Consider the following 14654-nt stretch of genomic DNA (forward strand, 5'->3'; position numbering starts at 1 on the left):
GAGCGTGTTTCCGTCGGGGCTGAAGCAGGCGCCGGCCAGTTCGCCTCCGTTCCTCCGGTTCAGGGCGAATCGGTCGACCTCGCCCTTCGGCGTCACCCGCACCAGTCCGTTTCCGGGGGGTCCGTCCTCGCAGACGAAGACGACCAGGGAATTCACGATCAGGCGTTCGGCCGGCGTCATGACAGGTCCGCCCTCCGTTGCCAGTCGAACTCACGCGGCGCGGGCGCGGGGATGGTGGCCGCCATCTCGGTCACGAAGCGCTCCAGGTCAGCGCCCGCGCGGGCCGCGTCGTCAGGGCCCAGCGAGTAGAATGCACGAGCGGCGCAACCCGCCTCGTCGGATAGACGGTCACCGCGCTCGATCAACCGACCGGCGCCGGCACGATCAAACGTCCCGCAGCGTGCGCGCAGGGCCAGTGACAGGGCCAGAAATCCGAAGCGGACCCGATCAGACATTGCGCCCCTCGAACCGGTCGACCTCATTTCCGAACGCATCCCACCCGGGCCGGCGCGACCGCGAGAAGAGTTCCAGGCGCGCCACGTGAGGCACCAGCTCTTCAGCTGCAGCGAAGGCCTCATCTGGCTTGCGGGAATGCTCGCGCACGAGCCCTTCGATCACCGACCGGACAGAGCGGGTGCAGCGCGCCTGGCCGACGACGCCGATCAGGAACGGCTCGCCCGCGCAACGCAGGATGTAGCCGGTACCGAAAGCCTGCGCGCCGGTCGCAGTCTTCTTCGACCAATGGCCGGCCGTGCGGAACCGGAAGCCCCAGGCGGCCATCGTCTCGATCGCTTGCGGAAGCATCGGGTTCGTTGCCCAGAGCCACAGGACGCAGTCGCGGGCGGCGAGGTGCGAGACGGGCATCGCCCTGATGTCGTCCAGCGACATGCAGGAATACTGCGCTTTGGCGTTCTTCGCCTCACCTGCAGCCGACCAGTTGGCGAAATCCCAGGGCGGGTCGGCCATGATTAGGCCGTAGCGCAGGGGCGGGATCGAAGCGAAATCGATGTAGACGCGGCCGTCTTCGAGCGGCGGGGCAAGAGCGGCAGTCACAGTATCGCCTCCGCCATTCGGTGCGCGTTCATGTCGGTAGCGGTGGTGCGGAACCGGGGCTTCCAGCCCTTCGCTTTCGCGATGTGGCCGACCTTCTGGGCAGTCACGCCGACCGCATCCCCGGCTTCCTGCATGGTGCAGTCCAGCCGATCGGGTTGCAGTGCTGCCAGATGCGGAACGCGAGTGCTTCGTCGGCGATGCTCATGCCGACACTCCTTCCTTGTGCTCAGCTTCCATCCGGCGCTCGTGATAGATGCGAGTGAGATCGCGCGGATGTCTCGAAGGGTTCAGGAGCAGACGCCGCGCCAGGATATCATCGACCGTGCGGCCAAGCTCTTCGGCCGTGACGCGCGGGCTCTTTCCTGATGACAGCAGGCGTAGAAGCTCGAGATCCTCGCCCCTGGTCCAGCCGCTGCTCTCCTCGACCGGATCAGCTGCGGGGGTGGTGACCTCGATGGGCACTTGCTCGGGCTCCGGCGTGGCGGGCTCGGCCGGGAGGGTGGTGTCCACGGTCGCCTCGTCGTCCTTGAGGAGCCCGCGCGAGCGCATATAGGTGTATTTGCCCGCGACCGCGGCGGTCTTGCGGTTGATGGCTTCGGCGATCTCCGCGAAGGTCTCACCGCGGTCCACGCGTGCGATGAGGTCAGCCTCCTCCTCGGGCGTCCAGGTCTTCCGCACGTTCTCCAACACCACCGGCTTTCCGTGCGGATCCTTGATCGGTGGCAGCGCGGGCTTCTCGGTCTTCACCTCTCGCGGCGGCAGGGCTTCTGCGTCCCCACCGCCGCTCTGACCGACCGACGTGGCACGTGGGCTGGTGGGTTCCGCCGCTTGCTCGACAGGCGCTGGCGGCTGATAATCGTCGCGCACGGCAGGCCACGGCTTGCCTGCGTCGTGCGGGTTCTCGGCGTCGTCGGCGGGCTCGGCCGGCTTCTCCTTCACTTCGTGAGACGGCGGCACGACGCCACCAGCGGCAAGCGCTGCTACCAGCTCGGCATGGAATGGCACCCATATGCCGAAGCCGTTGTGGTTCGCCTTGGCCTCAGGCTCGAAGCCGAGGCGCGCGGCCTGGTCGCGGAAGCGGATCGCGTTCTCGACAACCATGCGGGCGCTGAGGAGACGTTTGCGCTCGGTGTCGATGTTATCGAGGGCGGTGTCGAGGGGATCGGTCATGACGAGGTCTCCGCCTCAGCGTCCTGCCGCAAGTAGCGCAGACGCGCCCGGTCGATCTGAGCGGTGAGCGCAAGTGCTCGGGTGACATGGTGCTGACCGTAAAGATGGCCGAGCTCGGAAAGTCGTGACATCAGATCGTCGGGATCACTGCCGGCGGCATTGATTGCGTCATCGACCGCGGTCAGAATGTTCATAGCCGACACGAGGAGCCTCCATGTTCACCACAAATCAGAGATGCGGATCGTGCATGCAGATCGTGGATCTGCGCTTTGATCATGTTGCCGAAGTGCGCCGCCGCGATCCGCGCCCATTGAATGAGCAGGTTCCGAGCCACATCAGAGGCCTTCACATTCAGGTTCAGGAGGACGCGGACGCGGTGGAGGGTGTTGGCCGAGGCGTCTGCCCTAAATGTGGCCAGCCGATGATGGCCAGCTTCGCGACGACGCGCCGGGTCCTGAAATCGATCATCGAGCATTTGGCGGATGAGGCGCCGCTGTTCGGTGGAGACGGGCTCATTACTGTGACGGACATCTACCCCGCTGTGCGGAAGCCCTCGGAAACGACTGACTGGCCCGATCCAGTCGTCCAGAACTACAGGGACGCGTTCGAGATCAGACACGCGAAGGTATCGGACTCCGCCAAGGTCAGCGCATTCGTCACTTGCTTGGAGGTTGCGCTCAAGGCTCTTGGAACCACCGGCAAAAACGTCCGCAGTCGAATTGATGATGCTCTCGAGAAGAAGCTCATCACGGAAGCACTTCACCAGTGGGCGCACCACCTGCGCGACCTTCGCAATGACGCGATCCACGACGGAACCGCCGAGGAAGGAAGCGCTGACGAGCTTTTCGAATTCCTCGAACTCTTTCTCCACATGACCTTCCGGCTCCCCCGGGAGATAGCTGCGAAACAGGACTGATCCGCTCATGACGCCCTCCGATCTGCGAGCGAGGTGACGGGCGCGATAGCGAGGTCGCGGATCGCCTCACCCACGACGCGGTGAATGTCGGCCAGCTGTTCCAGTGCGTCGGCCTTCGATCCGCCATGCTCGATCCGGGCCAGAGCGGTCAGCCCTTCGGCGCTTTCCTTGGCGATGCGGGACAGGTGTTCGACCGTTTCGAGGGGCGCGGCCTCGTCAGCGGCGGTGAACGTGCCACCTGCCAGTGCGGCGAAGTGCGCGGCATAGACGGCGGCAACCTCGGGATGGATGCGCGACAGGGTGTCGGCGTAGTTGATGCCCAGACCACCGGCGCGTTTCCCCTTGGGCAAGCCGGTGTGCTCGGACAGGGTGCCGATGGACAGGCCAAGATCGGCCGATACGTTCTCGATGCCGCCAGCGGCGCGGTAAGCGCGGGCCACCACATCCTGAATGCTGTCGCGGGGGTTGTTCCTGCTCATGCCGAAAAGCCTCCGGTGAGTTTCGGTTGGGTCGCGCCCGCGCTCACCCCATCTTCACGGAATGGAGAGCGAACGATGGATACGGATCGGGGAGTTGCTGGGCGAGCGCAGGTCATGCTGCGCTCTGGTCAGAGTCATCGACGAAGAAGTTCTCCGGCGAGAGCGGCAGGCCTCGCGCCCGCGCCTCGGCCATGATGACCTGTTGCTGCTCCGCCGGGATCAGCCCGCCGGTGCCGCCTCTTTCTTTGGGGTAAGTCCAACGACGGACGCGCGTCTCGTCGCGCCCCGTCATCTCAGCGACGGCTGCGAAGCCGCCACAGATTTTGATGATGCTGATCGCAGGTTCCATGCTTGATATACTTGCGGAAAGCGCAGGAAACATCAAGCCCGAACCTTGCGATTTTCGGCGATATCGCCACCGTGCGAAATCCGCAACTCATCGGGGCATGGAACAGGTGAACGCAGACTACATCAGGAAGCACCTGACGGGGCGGCGCGGCGAGATGGCCGACCTCGCTCGGGCGATGGGTATCGATGACTCGAAGCTGTCAAAGATCATGAGCGGGAACCGAAAGGTTCAGGCCAGCGAAGTTCCGGCCGTTGTCGGGTTCTTCGAGCGCGGGATCGCGGAGCCTGTCGGCGTCCCCGCTGATCCCACCGCGGCCCCAACGCTTATTCCAGTCTATGACGTACGAGCGGCGGCGGGCGGCGGGGCTGTAGCTCCTGAATATGAGGCTATCGCGGACCAGTTATCGTTTCCGCCTGGATACCTGCACCACATCACGCGAACGAGCCCAGACAAGCTGGCGATCATCTCGGTAACCGGCGCGAGCATGGTGCCCACGCTCTATCACGACGATATAGTGATGGTGGACATGACCAAGACCAACATGGCCTACGACGGCATGTTCGTAGTGCGCCATGACGGGCTATTGCGGGTGAAGCGCCTGCAAAAGGCGCGGGACCGGAAATCGGTTATCCTGCATTCCGACAACGACCGTGAGTTCCCGCCCGAAGAGGTGCCGGGTGAGGAAGTCGAGATCGTCGGTCGCGTGGTCTGGTCTGGGAAGAAGCACCCCTGACCCCTATCGGAGAGTTGCACTCATGAGGTTGCCCTTACTTTTCGCCGCCACGATCGCTGTCGCCGGCTGTCAGACCGAAAGCCTAGAACAGCAGGTTGCGAGCTTTCAGAGAAATCGCCTCTCGGCAACCGTCCAGAGCGACGGAACCGCCTGCGGCAGTCGATCCGAGTTGGCCGCCCTCGTGATGGAGGGGCGGCAAACCGGCCGACCTTTGTCTGATGCAATGGCTGGCGTTGAGAGGGCAGACGTCGATGACATCTACAAGCGGGACGCGCAGCGTATGGTACTCCTAGCGTATGGTGAGCCTCGTTACTCGACGCGTGATTTTCAGCAGCGGTCTGTCGTCGAGTTCGCCAATGAAGCCTATCGGACGTGCGCGCTGTGACCGCCCGCGTCCGGTTCAACCTGCCGCCCGAGGTGGTGAGGAAGGTGACATGAACGCTGAGGAAGAGATTGCCGAGCTGCGCCGCCGGATCGAGCGGCTGGAGACGCGTCAGATCGACTTGAACCATGCACTCTCGCTTTCTCTCATGGTGGCTTTGAAGGCATCATCCATGGGCCTCACCGGCGATCAATCGAGGCGACACGCCCTAAGAGAAGAAGTGAACGAGCTGGTCAATGAGATAACCAAAGTTGTAGATGCCGAGGCTCTGCCGGAGTGGTCTAAACTTCGGAGAGAACCTTGATGGCTGAGCTGTTCACTATGGATCGCGTCAGACGCTCAATGGAAGAACTAGACGCTTTGATTGAGCGTCCACAGCCCATACATTCCGATGGAGGTGGTGGCGGATCGGAGCGGCTTGAGATGAACATCGGCGAACGACTAGCAAGCCTTGAAGGCGGCACGTCCACGCTGAAATGGGCTGCCGGTTTCGTGTCCTCTGCACTGCTCGGGGCAATGGCGCTGCTACTAGGGGGAATGGGATGGCTGGTCGTTCAGTCATTCGAGCTTCAGTCGTCCGTTGACGCCTTGGGGACGCGCATGGACGCGCTTCCCGCCGAGATCAACGCTAATCTGCTCGAACTGAACCGGACCCTCGCGGACTCCATTACGGCTGCGCGGTCAAGCGAGCAGCCGTCGGTTATCGTTATTGACCGCGACAGCCGGGTCAGCCCCGCACCGTCTCCCGAGACCACGCCACCGGAATGACCCCGAACAGCAGCCACGTGCGCCGCTTCACGCGATAGGTCACCCCGAAGCCCGGCACGGTCTCGACAGTCTCGCGAACTTCAATCATTGAACCCCACCTGCCCCGCCATCGCGCGGGGCTTTTTTGCTTTCGAGAATCATCTTCGCCATGCCACGCTCGAGGCTCCACAACCTGGAGGTATAGGAATGGCGAAGAAGAGCCCGTGGCACTCGGTCAAAGCGTCCATCCATCACAACAACACCAACTGCAACACCGGCAACAACATCGAGAAAGAGAACCTGCGGCAGGGCACCGGGGATAAACCCCTGTGCCAGGAGTGCTCCAGGCTCAGCTAGGCCCGGAACACCAGCTCCCACCAAGGGCCGGTAGGCTCACCTTCGACCACCGGCCAAGCGCGCCGAAGGTCCGTGACAGGTAGTCCGACCTGAAGCGCAGCAGCGAGGGCGCGAAACCCCTCGCTGCGATCCCCAAAGAATCTCACCGTCGGCTCTGCGTAGGCATGTCCTGCACCGCCTTGGCACGATTCGAACGTCTCCACCCCAGCATTTCGTAGAACGGCGACGTGGGCTTTGATGCCCGCGTCCAGCCCCGTGTCGGCATCCATGTCATACCCTTCCGTCCGCATCACGCTCTCCTTCCGTCCCGCGCTGACAGGGGCGGTGTAGCACCTTCCCTGCTGTTATCGCCAGCTTCCCGAATCACTCCATGCGAATTTTCTTGCGGTTCTCGCAACTTTTTTCCTTGCGCTGTTCCTGCGATTTTCGCATAGTCTCTCCAACGCCACGGCCCACCAGCCATGCAACGGAGAGACGCCCCATGATCTACGTCACCCCCAAGGGAACAGCCTGCACCGACCGCTACGCGGCGGTAGCTCTGGCCCAGTTCGAAGTCCGCCGCGTTAGCCTGGCGCCGATGCCGCTGGTTCTCGTCGCTGCGAACGGCACCCCCACCCCTCCGACGCCCGTCGCACCGGCCCTGCCCGTGCCCCCGGCGCACGTGATCCACGCGGTCAGCGCCGCCTGACCAGCCCACCACACACCCCGCTTTCGCGGGCAGACGAGGGAGACAACTCCATGATCGACAAGACGAAGGCCAATCCGAAGAAGAAGCCGCGCGGCGGCTGGCTGAAGAACCCCCAGGAGCCTCGGAAGGGCGAAGTCATCGGCGGCGGGCACTTCGTGTTCCGCCGTGGCGGCGGGACCAATCGCATCCGCCCCGCCATGTGGCCGTTCGAACATGGCACCGCTCAAGAGGCGCAGGCCGAAGCTGCGAAGTTGGCCGCTGCCAGCCCGGGCGAGACGTTCCTCGTGGTCTCCGAGGTCTTCGCGATCACCCGCGAGGACTTGGTCGAGGCGGACGCGGCATGAGCGGCATCAAACACGAATTCACGCCTGGCGGGCGCCCAGCGCGCGCCGACGGCGAACCGAACGCGGGGGATCGCCCCGCCACCCCGACCGGCGGGCACGAAGCCCATCAACGACGCGAATGTCTCGGGAAAGACAGGAAGCCGGTCGGGGATGTCTACGAGCGGGGAGCGCCCTGGGCGGCTCAGCTGACGCTCGATGAGATCGAGCGCGCGCCCCGCCACCGCGTCACAAACATCGGAGAATGAGCATGTCCCGCCAGGAAGAGCTTTCCCGCTTCGCGAACCTCCGGACCGGAGAGATGGTCGCCAAACCGCGCCCAACGCCTCTATTCGCCCCGGTCATTCTGATCGTCGCAGCGTTGGCTCTCTTCGTCGCCCTCGGGATGGTCATGGCACCTCGCGTGGTTGCCCAGACTGCAGCCTGCGCGGGCGACGGCTGCCCTGCGCCCAACGCCTCGCTCCCTTTCTAGTCCCTCCCTGTCCGCCGCACTGCTCGTCGGCGGATCACCTGCGGGGGCGGCCCGTCCCTGTCGCCCCCGCCTTTTCACCTTGGGAACGCGGTATGCCTCAGACCTTCTTCACCCCTCGCCACATCATCGAAACCGTGAGGGCCGCCGAGCTCGTGCCCGCCCCGATGCGTGTCGACCCCGCCCTTACGAGGCCGGACTGGCTCGCCGTGGCGCGGCACGTGGCGGAGGGTTCGTGATGGGCGCCCCGAAGCCGACCTGCGGTTACCCCAGCCGCACAGCCGCCGTGGTCGCATTTCGCCAGACCGGCATTCCGACGAAGGACATCGCCGCCCGGGTCGGCGTGAGCGAAGGCACCGTAGCCGCACTAGAGGCATCCGCCCGGCGTCAGCGCCCGAAACGTCCAGCCGAGGCGAACGGAAAGACCGTCCTGTTCCCGAACGACATCCTCGATCGCCTGCGGCCCCACGCCGAACGCCGGGGGACCACCCAGAATGAACTGGCCCGCCGGATCGTAGAGACCGTAATCGACGAGAACATGGTGAACGCCGTCCTCGACGATGAAGCGGGGATCTGCTGATGGACGGCGCGAACCTCTTCGACCTGGACCCACCGCGCCGAACCGACGGGGGCCGCCCCCTCATCATCGACAGCTTCGCCGGTGGCGGTGGCGCCAGTACCGGCATCGAGCAGGCGCTCGGCCGCAGCCCAGACGTGGCGATCAACCACTCGGCGGCAGCGCTCGCCCTGCACGCCGCGAACCACCCCGACACGCTGCATCTCGATTCGAACATCTGGGACGTGGACCCGCGCAGCGTGACCCGCGGGCGGCCGGTTGGGCTTCTCTGGGCCTCGCCCGACTGTAAGCATTTCTCGAAGGCGAAGGGCTCGGCACTGCGCGACCGGAACATCCGAGACCTCGCGTGGGTGGTCCTCCGCTGGGCCGAGGACGTGAAGCCCGACGTCATCATCATGGAGAACGTCGAGGAGTTCGTGACCTGGGGTCCGGTCGACGACGAAGGCCGCGTGATCGAATGGCTGTCGGGGCATACCTACAAGCACTGGCGCAAGCGGTTCCGCCGCGCCGGCTACCGGATGCAGGCGAAGGTCCTGCGCGCCTGCGACTATGGCGCCCCGACCATCCGGCGGCGCATGTTCTGGATCGCGCGCCGTGACGGTCGCCCGATCGTCTGGCCGAAGCCGTCGCATGGCGACCCGAACAGCCCGGCAGTGAAGTCCGGCAAGCTGAAGCCTTGGCGCGCGGCGGCAGAGATCATTGACTGGTCGCTGCCCTGCCCGTCTATTTTCGACACCTCGGCCGAGATCAAGGCGAAGCACGGCCTGCGCGCGGTGCGGCCGCTGGCGAAGAATACGATGGCCCGGATTGCCCGCGGGATGGCTCGCTATGTGCTCGAGGCGGAGCGGCCGTTCATCGTGAACACGAGCGGCCACCCCGGATACTCTGAGCGCGAACCCACGGCGACCGTCTGCACGGGTGGGCATCATGCCCGGGTCGCGCCCTCGATCGTCAGCGTGGCCCATGGCGACAGCGGCGGGCGGCGCGAATACCCGATCGGTAATCCGCTTGGCACCGTCTCGGCCGGCGGCATCCAGCATGCGCTGCTGGCCCCCTCGATCACCCGCTTCAACGGCGGCGCGACCGGACAGGATGTGCGCGACCCGCTCGCCACCATCACGGCGAACAGCTGGATCAAGAAACCCGGCGGCGCGGCCCCGCTTGGGATCATTTCGCCCTCCCTGATGAGCATGAAGGGCACGGCTCGCCGGTCTTCACCGGTCACGGCACCGCATGCGACGATCCTCGCGGGCGGCTCGCATTCCGCGCTCCTGGCGCCGGTGCTGACCTACGCGCAGCAGGGCGGCGGCAACCGCGGCATACAGGATCCGCACCACACCATCTGCGCGAGCACGAAAGACCAGAACATGGTGATGGCGCCTGCGCTGGCGACCTACTACGGCCACGGCGGCGGGCGCGGGAAGCGCAGCGCGGACCTGGCGGAACCACTACGGACGGTGACGGTCGAGAACCGGCACGCCCTGATCGCGCCCGGCCTCGTCCACATCGGGAACGGCGAGCGGCCGGGACAGGCCCCGCGGTGCTACGACCCGACCGCGCCACTCGGCACCATCGTGGCGGCGGGTCCGCGGCAGTATCCCTTCTCCGCCTTCCTCGCTCAGCAGAACACGGGGCTTGTCGGGCATGACGCTCGCTCGCCTCTGTCCACCATCGTCGGCAAGGGCTGCACCCAGACGCCGGTGGCCGCATGGTTCGCGAAATACTACGGCACCGGCGACGGCGCCCCGATGGACGAGCCGTGTCACACCGTCACCGTGCGCGATCGCTTCGGCCACTGTCAGGCCGAGCTTTCGGCCCCTCCCTTCACCACCGAGCACGAGGCTCGCGCACGCGAGGTCACCGAGTTCCTGCGCGAGCATGGCGCGTGGGAGGGCGGCGAGTTCGTCACGCTCGAGATCGACGGCGAGACGTTCGTGGTGGTCGACATCGGCCTGCGTATGCTCACGCCACGCGAGCTGTTCAACGCGCAGGGCTTCCCGCCCGACTACGTGATCGAGGGCGTCTGGGAACAGGACGAGGCCGGAGAATGGGCATGGCGCCCGTTCCCGAAGGACGTCCAGATTTCCTGCTGCGGCAACAGCGTCTGCCCCGATCTCGCCGAGGCTCTGGCCGGCGCGAACTGCGAGCACCTGGTCGAGAAGGAGGCCGCGGCATGACCTGCCCATACTGCTCAGAAGCCAAGGGCCTCGGAAGCGAGGGCACGAGCCACTGCGTCCGATGCGGCCGGCGGATGGCCCTCGGCTTCGTCGCTGGCGTGCTCCTGTGCGCGCTGATCGCCCTGCCGCTCTGGTGGCTGACATGAAGCGCCTCCTGTGCCGACTTGGGCTGCACCGCTGGCGTGAGAGCCGGTCCATGCCCGAGCGCGTCTGCCAGCGCTGTGGACGGAGGATGTCGGCATGAGCGCGCTGCGCCTGCCCTGCATCGTCCCGGGCTGTCACCGGACGATCGGACAGAGGAAGGGCAAGCCGCCCATCCAGGTGGGCGACGAGTGGATTTGCGGCCGCCACTGGCAGGGCGTCCCGAAGGCGAAGCGTCAGCGCCTCGCCAGATACCGCCGTCGGGCGAAGCGGGATCCTCGCTGGCGCCGGCCTTTCTGGAAAATGTGGGACCGCTGCAAGGACGCCGCGATCCAAGAGGCTTTCATGGGGATAGAGCTATGACCGACAGGCCAATCCTGTTCTCCGGCCCGATGGTCCGCGCCCTGCTCGACGGGCGGAAGACCCAAACGCGAAGGGTGCTGAAGCCCCAGCCTTTCGAGCACGAAGGCCAATGGTTCGTGGAGTATCCCGGCCTCGACGGCGGCGGCCTCGGCATCCACGACACCGAGGCGGCGGCGGTTGCCGAATGGATGCCGTTCATCAAGCCGCGCATCCGCTTCGCCCGTGGCGATCGGCTCTGGGTTCGCGAGACGTGGGCGGTAGCACCCATCTATGACGGGGTCCGTCCTCGCGAGATAAACCCGGGCGGCAAGCCCAGGTGGTGCGGGATACGCTATGCGGCGACCGACGCGAGGAAGGGCATCAAAGACCGCCCCTCGATCTTCATGCCCCGATGGGCGTCTCGCCTGACGCTCCAGGTCACGGACGTTCGGGTCCAGCGGGTGCAGGAGATAAGCGAGGATGACGCGTGGGCTGAAGGGTGCAAGCCGGGCGATCTGGACGACAACGGAAACCCATTTCCCGCCGAGGAACCCCACCCGAAGGGAGGCTGGATCGGCTGGGACTATGCCCGCGACTGGTTCGCTGATCTCTGGGACGGCCTCAACGGCCCGCGCGGCTATGGCTGGGACGCGAACCCGTGGACCGTCGCCGTCACCTTCACCGTCCACCGCCAGAACATCGATCAGATGGAGACCGGCAATGGCTGAAACCTCGATCGAATGGTGCGACTTCACCTTCAACCCGTGGACCGGGTGCCAGAAGGTCGCGCCCGAATGCGATCACTGCTACGCGGAAGGCTGGGCCAAGCGGTCCGGCCATGTCGGCTGGGGTCCGACGGCAGACCGCCGCCGCACCACAGCCGCCACCTGGTCGAAGCCCCGGAAGTGGGATGCAGTGGCCGGTGCCAAGGGCATCCGCCGCCGCGTGTTCGTTGCCAGCCTCGCGGACGTGTTCGACAACGCAGTGCCGGATGATTGGCGCGCCGATCTCTGGGCCCTGATCCGCGAGTGCCCCAACCTCGACTGGCTTCTGCTGACGAAGCGCCCGCAGAACATCGCGAAGATGCTGCCGGACGATTGGGGCGACGGCTGGCCGAACGTCTGGCTCGGGACGAGCGCCGGGACGCAGGAGACGGCCGACCGGAATATCCCCGCGCTGCTGGCGGTGCCGGCGGCGGTGCGGTTCGTCTCAGCCGAGCCGCTGCTGGAGTTCGTCGACCTGGAGACGGCATGGTTCGGCGAGAGTGCTCTGGACGCCGAGTGCTGGGGCGATTGCGCCTGGTGCGGGAACGGTCACCCTCCCCTGCACAACTGCCAGCGTGGCCGGCAGCCGGAAGCTGTCTTCGATAAAGGCCAGTCCGGCCTCGACTGGATCATCGCCGGCGGCGAGTCCGGCCCCGGCGCTCGGCCGATGGATCCGGAGTGGGCCCGGTCCCTGCGCGACCAGTGCGCCGCCGCCGGTACCGCGTTCTTCATGAAGCAGATCGGCGGGACGCGGAAGCCGTTCGTAAGCATCCCCGATGATCTGATGGTTAGGGAGTGGCCGCGATGAGCCTGCGCCTCGCCGTCGCCCGCCTCATCTGCCCACGAACGCATCTGGTCGCGCCCCGCGAACCTACCCGCGACATGCTCAGAGCCGCGGCGAGGGCCATGTCTCCGGGAAAGCGCCCGACGGCGGAATGGGTCTCGTGCCGGGAAAAGCACGCGATCCGGTATCGCGCTATGATCGCGAAAGCGGAGGGCTGACCATGGGAGCGCCGCGCCTTCTCACGCCACAGGAAGCCGCCGAAACGCTGCGCGTCTGCACGAAGACCTTGCAGCGGCTGCGGTCGGATGGGCTACGGTACGTGAAGCTCGGCGGAAAGATCCTGTACCGGCCCGATGATCTCGACGACTACATCGAAAAAAGGACCATTGAAGAATGCCGTTCCGAAAGAAAGGGTCGAGGTTCTGGCACTACGACTTCCAGGTCCGGGGTCGTAGATTTCACGGCTCTTGTGGGACGGACGACTTCCAAGAAGCGAAAGCAGTAGAGGCCGAGGCGCGCGTAGCGGCGAAGGCCGGGAACAAGGCGAAGCGGCAAGGGTCCTTCACCGTGGCCGAGGCGCTCGGGACATACTGGAGCGACGTGTGCCAGCACCAGTCATCCGCTGGCACGGCCAAAGGGCAGGCATCTGCCATCCTCGTCGTGCTGCCGGGAAAGACCCCCATTGGCGACCTGACGACCGGGCGCCTGTTCAAGATGGTCGCGGCCATGCGGGCTGACTGCGCCAACGCCACGGCGAACCGGCGGATCGACATGCTCAAGCGGTCGATGAACCACATGGGCAAGATGCACGATGCCACGGTGCCTGATATCGACTGGAAGGCGCTCAAGACAAAGGAGGACGCCGAGCGGGTGCGCGAGCTGACGCTGGCGGAACAGGAGCGCTTGTTCGAGCATCTACGTCAGGACCTACACCCGATGGTCAAGTTCGCCCTGACCACAGGCGCGCGGCGCGATGCGATATGCAGCCTCAAATGGGCCGACGTTGATATGTCGACGAACCGGGTGCGGTTCCGCCAGAAGGGCGGTGGCAGCTACACCGTGCCCATGAGCCCCGAGACGCGAGCGATCCTCTCCGCCCTGCCCCGCTCGAATACGATGACGGAACGGGCCTACGTGTTCACCTTCGTCGTCAGGACGGAAGGGAAGCACCAAGGCGAGCGTCGCAGGATCACCGATGGCGGGCACATCTGGGAGGAATGGCGCAACGCCCTCACGACTGCCGAGATCGACAACTTCCGGTTCCATGACTGCCGGCACACCTTCGCCACGCGGCTGCTGCGAAAAACGGGTAACCTCAAGCTGGTGAGCCGGATGCTCGGGCACGCCAACATCGAGACGACGATGCGATACGCGCATGTGCTCGACAGCGATTTGGCAGATGCTATGGAGGCCTTCACGAGCCTCGGTCCCGCAGTTTCTCCCGAAGTCGTAGGAAAAGCCAAAGGAAATCAGTGAGTGACCCTAGCTTCCCAAGCTGAATACGAGGGTTCGATTCCCTTCACCCGCTCCAATCCGTTCCTCTTACACGATCTGATCTCCAAGCTCGGCCAACCCGATTGGCCGTCGGCTGGCGACCCTGTGACTCGTCCATTGAACACAGGCCCGGCGTCTTCCGCCGGCGAATGTCCGCACATGATGGTGCGCAACCCGGGCGCGATATACATCCATTTTACTATCGCTTTCCGCGACTGCCCGCTGGTATGCACTTAAGAAATTCTTAACCAAAGCGAGCCCGATCTTGCTGGCAGTTCGTCTGGGACGCTTCCGCCTTTTCATCGGCTCCGCCAAGCTGCGGCGCTGTTCGAGGTGCCACAGGACGGCGCGTCGGGTATCGGGTTGTGACGGGGCCGCCCTGTGCGACCGGTGTGCGAACGCGCTGCGCAATCGGAATCGCGCCACCGACATCACGGCTCTGGGCTCGATCAGTCGGTCCTGCGATTTCGGTACCGGGCCGACCAGCACCTGATCCGCGGCCACCGGACAAGCTACACACCGAACCTTGAGGTCGCGCGCCCCGCGCCGCCGTCCCCTTCGGCCGCATGGGCACCGCGCAGGATCTCAACGGCCCGGCGATCTTCTGGCGACGGACGAGGCCCGCTAAACCTGCAACGCAGGGCAATCGCAGTTGGCCTCACGCCTCGGCTAAGCCATTGAGAACCTTTCG

The 14654-nt window shown here is 65.3% G+C and carries 27 protein-coding genes; 18 read left to right on the forward strand and 9 right to left on the reverse strand.

Annotated elements, in window-relative coordinates:
• The 5 genes from ACFDS3_RS15240 to ACFDS3_RS15260 form a co-directional block, all read right to left on the reverse strand.
• The coding region (locus ACFDS3_RS15240; RefSeq protein WP_375263211.1) for a hypothetical protein at window positions 1–180 on the reverse strand (180 nt) is incomplete at its 3' end.
• Window positions 177–455, reverse strand: coding sequence for a hypothetical protein (locus ACFDS3_RS15245; protein ID WP_375263212.1), 279 nt, complete (start codon window positions 453–455; stop codon window positions 177–179). The genes ACFDS3_RS15245 and ACFDS3_RS15240, both read right to left, overlap by 4 nt.
• Window positions 448–1053 (reverse strand): MT-A70 family methyltransferase, encoded by a 606-nt coding sequence (locus tag ACFDS3_RS15250; RefSeq protein ID WP_375263213.1) that lies wholly within the window; start codon window positions 1051–1053, stop codon window positions 448–450. The genes ACFDS3_RS15245 and ACFDS3_RS15250 overlap by 8 nt, the downstream gene beginning before the upstream one ends.
• A gap of 201 nt (window positions 1054–1254) precedes the next feature.
• Window positions 1255–2223, reverse strand: a complete 969-nt coding sequence (locus ACFDS3_RS15255; protein ID WP_375263214.1) for a hypothetical protein — start codon at window positions 2221–2223, stop codon at window positions 1255–1257.
• Complete coding sequence (locus tag ACFDS3_RS15260) at window positions 2220–2426, reverse strand: hypothetical protein (protein WP_375263215.1); 207 nt, start codon at window positions 2424–2426, stop codon at window positions 2220–2222. The genes ACFDS3_RS15255 and ACFDS3_RS15260 overlap by 4 nt, the downstream gene beginning before the upstream one ends.
• A gap of 44 nt (window positions 2427–2470) precedes the next feature.
• On the opposite strand from ACFDS3_RS15260, the gene ACFDS3_RS15265 reads away from it, so the two are divergent.
• A complete protein-coding gene (locus ACFDS3_RS15265; RefSeq protein ID WP_375263216.1) occupies window positions 2471–3139 on the forward strand; it encodes a DUF4145 domain-containing protein in 669 nt (222 codons plus the stop codon).
• Window positions 3140–3144: 5 nt separating this feature from the next.
• On the opposite strand, the gene ACFDS3_RS15270 is transcribed toward ACFDS3_RS15265, so the two are convergent.
• Window positions 3145–3618 carry a hypothetical protein gene (locus ACFDS3_RS15270; RefSeq protein ID WP_375263217.1) on the reverse strand — a complete coding sequence of 158 codons (474 nt, stop codon included), beginning with the start codon at window positions 3616–3618 and terminating at the stop codon, window positions 3145–3147.
• A 112-nt stretch (window positions 3619–3730) separates the two neighbouring features.
• The gene (locus ACFDS3_RS15275) at window positions 3731–3967 is read right to left on the reverse strand and encodes a hypothetical protein (protein ID WP_375263218.1); all 237 of its coding nucleotides are present in this window, start codon (window positions 3965–3967) and stop codon (window positions 3731–3733) included.
• Between ACFDS3_RS15275 and ACFDS3_RS15280 the strand changes: the two genes are divergently transcribed.
• From ACFDS3_RS15280 to ACFDS3_RS15290, 3 genes are all read left to right on the forward strand, one after another.
• Window positions 3945–4700, forward strand: coding sequence for a helix-turn-helix transcriptional regulator (locus ACFDS3_RS15280; RefSeq protein WP_375263219.1), 756 nt, complete (start codon window positions 3945–3947; stop codon window positions 4698–4700). The genes ACFDS3_RS15275 and ACFDS3_RS15280 overlap by 23 nt on opposite strands.
• 434 nt (window positions 4701–5134) lie before the next feature.
• Window positions 5135–5386, forward strand: a complete 252-nt coding sequence (locus ACFDS3_RS15285; RefSeq protein ID WP_375263220.1) for a hypothetical protein — start codon at window positions 5135–5137, stop codon at window positions 5384–5386.
• Complete coding sequence (locus ACFDS3_RS15290; RefSeq protein WP_375263221.1) at window positions 5386–5850, forward strand: hypothetical protein; 465 nt, start codon at window positions 5386–5388, stop codon at window positions 5848–5850. The genes ACFDS3_RS15285 and ACFDS3_RS15290 overlap by 1 nt, the downstream gene beginning before the upstream one ends.
• Here the strand turns inward: ACFDS3_RS15290 and ACFDS3_RS15295 are convergent.
• A complete protein-coding gene (locus ACFDS3_RS15295; RefSeq protein WP_375263222.1) occupies window positions 5810–5938 on the reverse strand; it encodes a hypothetical protein in 129 nt (42 codons plus the stop codon). The two genes, ACFDS3_RS15290 and ACFDS3_RS15295, sit on opposite strands and share 41 nt — an antisense overlap.
• 98 nt (window positions 5939–6036) lie before the next feature.
• Here ACFDS3_RS15295 and ACFDS3_RS15300 point away from each other — a divergent pair, with 98 nt between their 5' ends.
• On the forward strand, window positions 6037–6186 hold the full coding sequence (locus tag ACFDS3_RS15300) for a hypothetical protein (RefSeq protein ID WP_375263223.1): 150 nt from the start codon (window positions 6037–6039) through the stop codon (window positions 6184–6186).
• Here ACFDS3_RS15300 and ACFDS3_RS15305 read toward each other — a convergent pair.
• Complete coding sequence (locus ACFDS3_RS15305; protein ID WP_375263224.1) at window positions 6183–6476, reverse strand: hypothetical protein; 294 nt, start codon at window positions 6474–6476, stop codon at window positions 6183–6185. The two genes, ACFDS3_RS15300 and ACFDS3_RS15305, sit on opposite strands and share 4 nt — an antisense overlap.
• 191 nt (window positions 6477–6667) lie before the next feature.
• Here ACFDS3_RS15305 and ACFDS3_RS15310 point away from each other — a divergent pair, with 191 nt between their 5' ends.
• The 13 genes from ACFDS3_RS15310 to ACFDS3_RS15370 all read left to right on the forward strand — a co-directional run bounded on the left by ACFDS3_RS15310 (window position 6668) and on the right by ACFDS3_RS15370 (window position 13945).
• Entirely contained in the window at window positions 6668–6874 is a 207-nt protein-coding gene (locus ACFDS3_RS15310) for a hypothetical protein (protein ID WP_375263225.1), read from the forward strand.
• Window positions 6875–6924: 50 nt separating this feature from the next.
• The gene (locus ACFDS3_RS15315; protein WP_375263226.1) at window positions 6925–7218 is read left to right on the forward strand and encodes a hypothetical protein; all 294 of its coding nucleotides are present in this window, start codon (window positions 6925–6927) and stop codon (window positions 7216–7218) included.
• A complete protein-coding gene (locus tag ACFDS3_RS15320) occupies window positions 7215–7463 on the forward strand; it encodes a hypothetical protein (protein ID WP_375263227.1) in 249 nt (82 codons plus the stop codon). The genes ACFDS3_RS15315 and ACFDS3_RS15320 overlap by 4 nt, the downstream gene beginning before the upstream one ends.
• Before the next feature lie 2 nt (window positions 7464–7465).
• The gene (locus ACFDS3_RS15325) at window positions 7466–7687 is read left to right on the forward strand and encodes a hypothetical protein (protein WP_375263228.1); all 222 of its coding nucleotides are present in this window, start codon (window positions 7466–7468) and stop codon (window positions 7685–7687) included.
• Window positions 7688–7779: 92 nt separating this feature from the next.
• Window positions 7780–7923, forward strand: coding sequence for a hypothetical protein (locus ACFDS3_RS15330; RefSeq protein ID WP_375263229.1), 144 nt, complete (start codon window positions 7780–7782; stop codon window positions 7921–7923).
• Entirely contained in the window at window positions 7923–8264 is a 342-nt protein-coding gene (locus ACFDS3_RS15335) for a hypothetical protein (protein ID WP_375263230.1), read from the forward strand. Before ACFDS3_RS15330 ends, ACFDS3_RS15335 begins: the two co-directional genes overlap by 1 nt.
• A complete protein-coding gene (locus tag ACFDS3_RS15340) occupies window positions 8264–10438 on the forward strand; it encodes a DNA cytosine methyltransferase (RefSeq protein ID WP_375263231.1) in 2175 nt (724 codons plus the stop codon). The genes ACFDS3_RS15335 and ACFDS3_RS15340 overlap by 1 nt, the downstream gene beginning before the upstream one ends.
• Window positions 10435–10584 (forward strand): hypothetical protein, encoded by a 150-nt coding sequence (locus ACFDS3_RS15345; protein ID WP_375263232.1) that lies wholly within the window; start codon window positions 10435–10437, stop codon window positions 10582–10584. The genes ACFDS3_RS15340 and ACFDS3_RS15345 overlap by 4 nt, the downstream gene beginning before the upstream one ends.
• 94 nt (window positions 10585–10678) lie before the next feature.
• Window positions 10679–10942 carry a hypothetical protein gene (locus ACFDS3_RS15350; RefSeq protein ID WP_375263233.1) on the forward strand — a complete coding sequence of 88 codons (264 nt, stop codon included), beginning with the start codon at window positions 10679–10681 and terminating at the stop codon, window positions 10940–10942.
• Window positions 10939–11649 carry a hypothetical protein gene (locus tag ACFDS3_RS15355; RefSeq protein ID WP_375263234.1) on the forward strand — a complete coding sequence of 237 codons (711 nt, stop codon included), beginning with the start codon at window positions 10939–10941 and terminating at the stop codon, window positions 11647–11649. Before ACFDS3_RS15350 ends, ACFDS3_RS15355 begins: the two co-directional genes overlap by 4 nt.
• Complete coding sequence (locus ACFDS3_RS15360; RefSeq protein ID WP_375263235.1) at window positions 11642–12493, forward strand: phage Gp37/Gp68 family protein; 852 nt, start codon at window positions 11642–11644, stop codon at window positions 12491–12493. The genes ACFDS3_RS15355 and ACFDS3_RS15360 overlap by 8 nt, the downstream gene beginning before the upstream one ends.
• 196 nt (window positions 12494–12689) lie before the next feature.
• The gene (locus ACFDS3_RS15365) at window positions 12690–12974 is read left to right on the forward strand and encodes a helix-turn-helix domain-containing protein (protein WP_375263237.1); all 285 of its coding nucleotides are present in this window, start codon (window positions 12690–12692) and stop codon (window positions 12972–12974) included.
• Window positions 12863–13945, forward strand: a complete 1083-nt coding sequence (locus ACFDS3_RS15370) for a tyrosine-type recombinase/integrase (RefSeq protein ID WP_375263236.1) — start codon at window positions 12863–12865, stop codon at window positions 13943–13945. Before ACFDS3_RS15365 ends, ACFDS3_RS15370 begins: the two co-directional genes overlap by 112 nt.
• The last annotated feature ends 709 nt before the right edge of the window (window positions 13946–14654 follow it).

This window comes from Palleronia sp. (assembly GCF_042089775.1).
Classification (GTDB): domain Bacteria; phylum Pseudomonadota; class Alphaproteobacteria; order Rhodobacterales; family Rhodobacteraceae; genus Palleronia.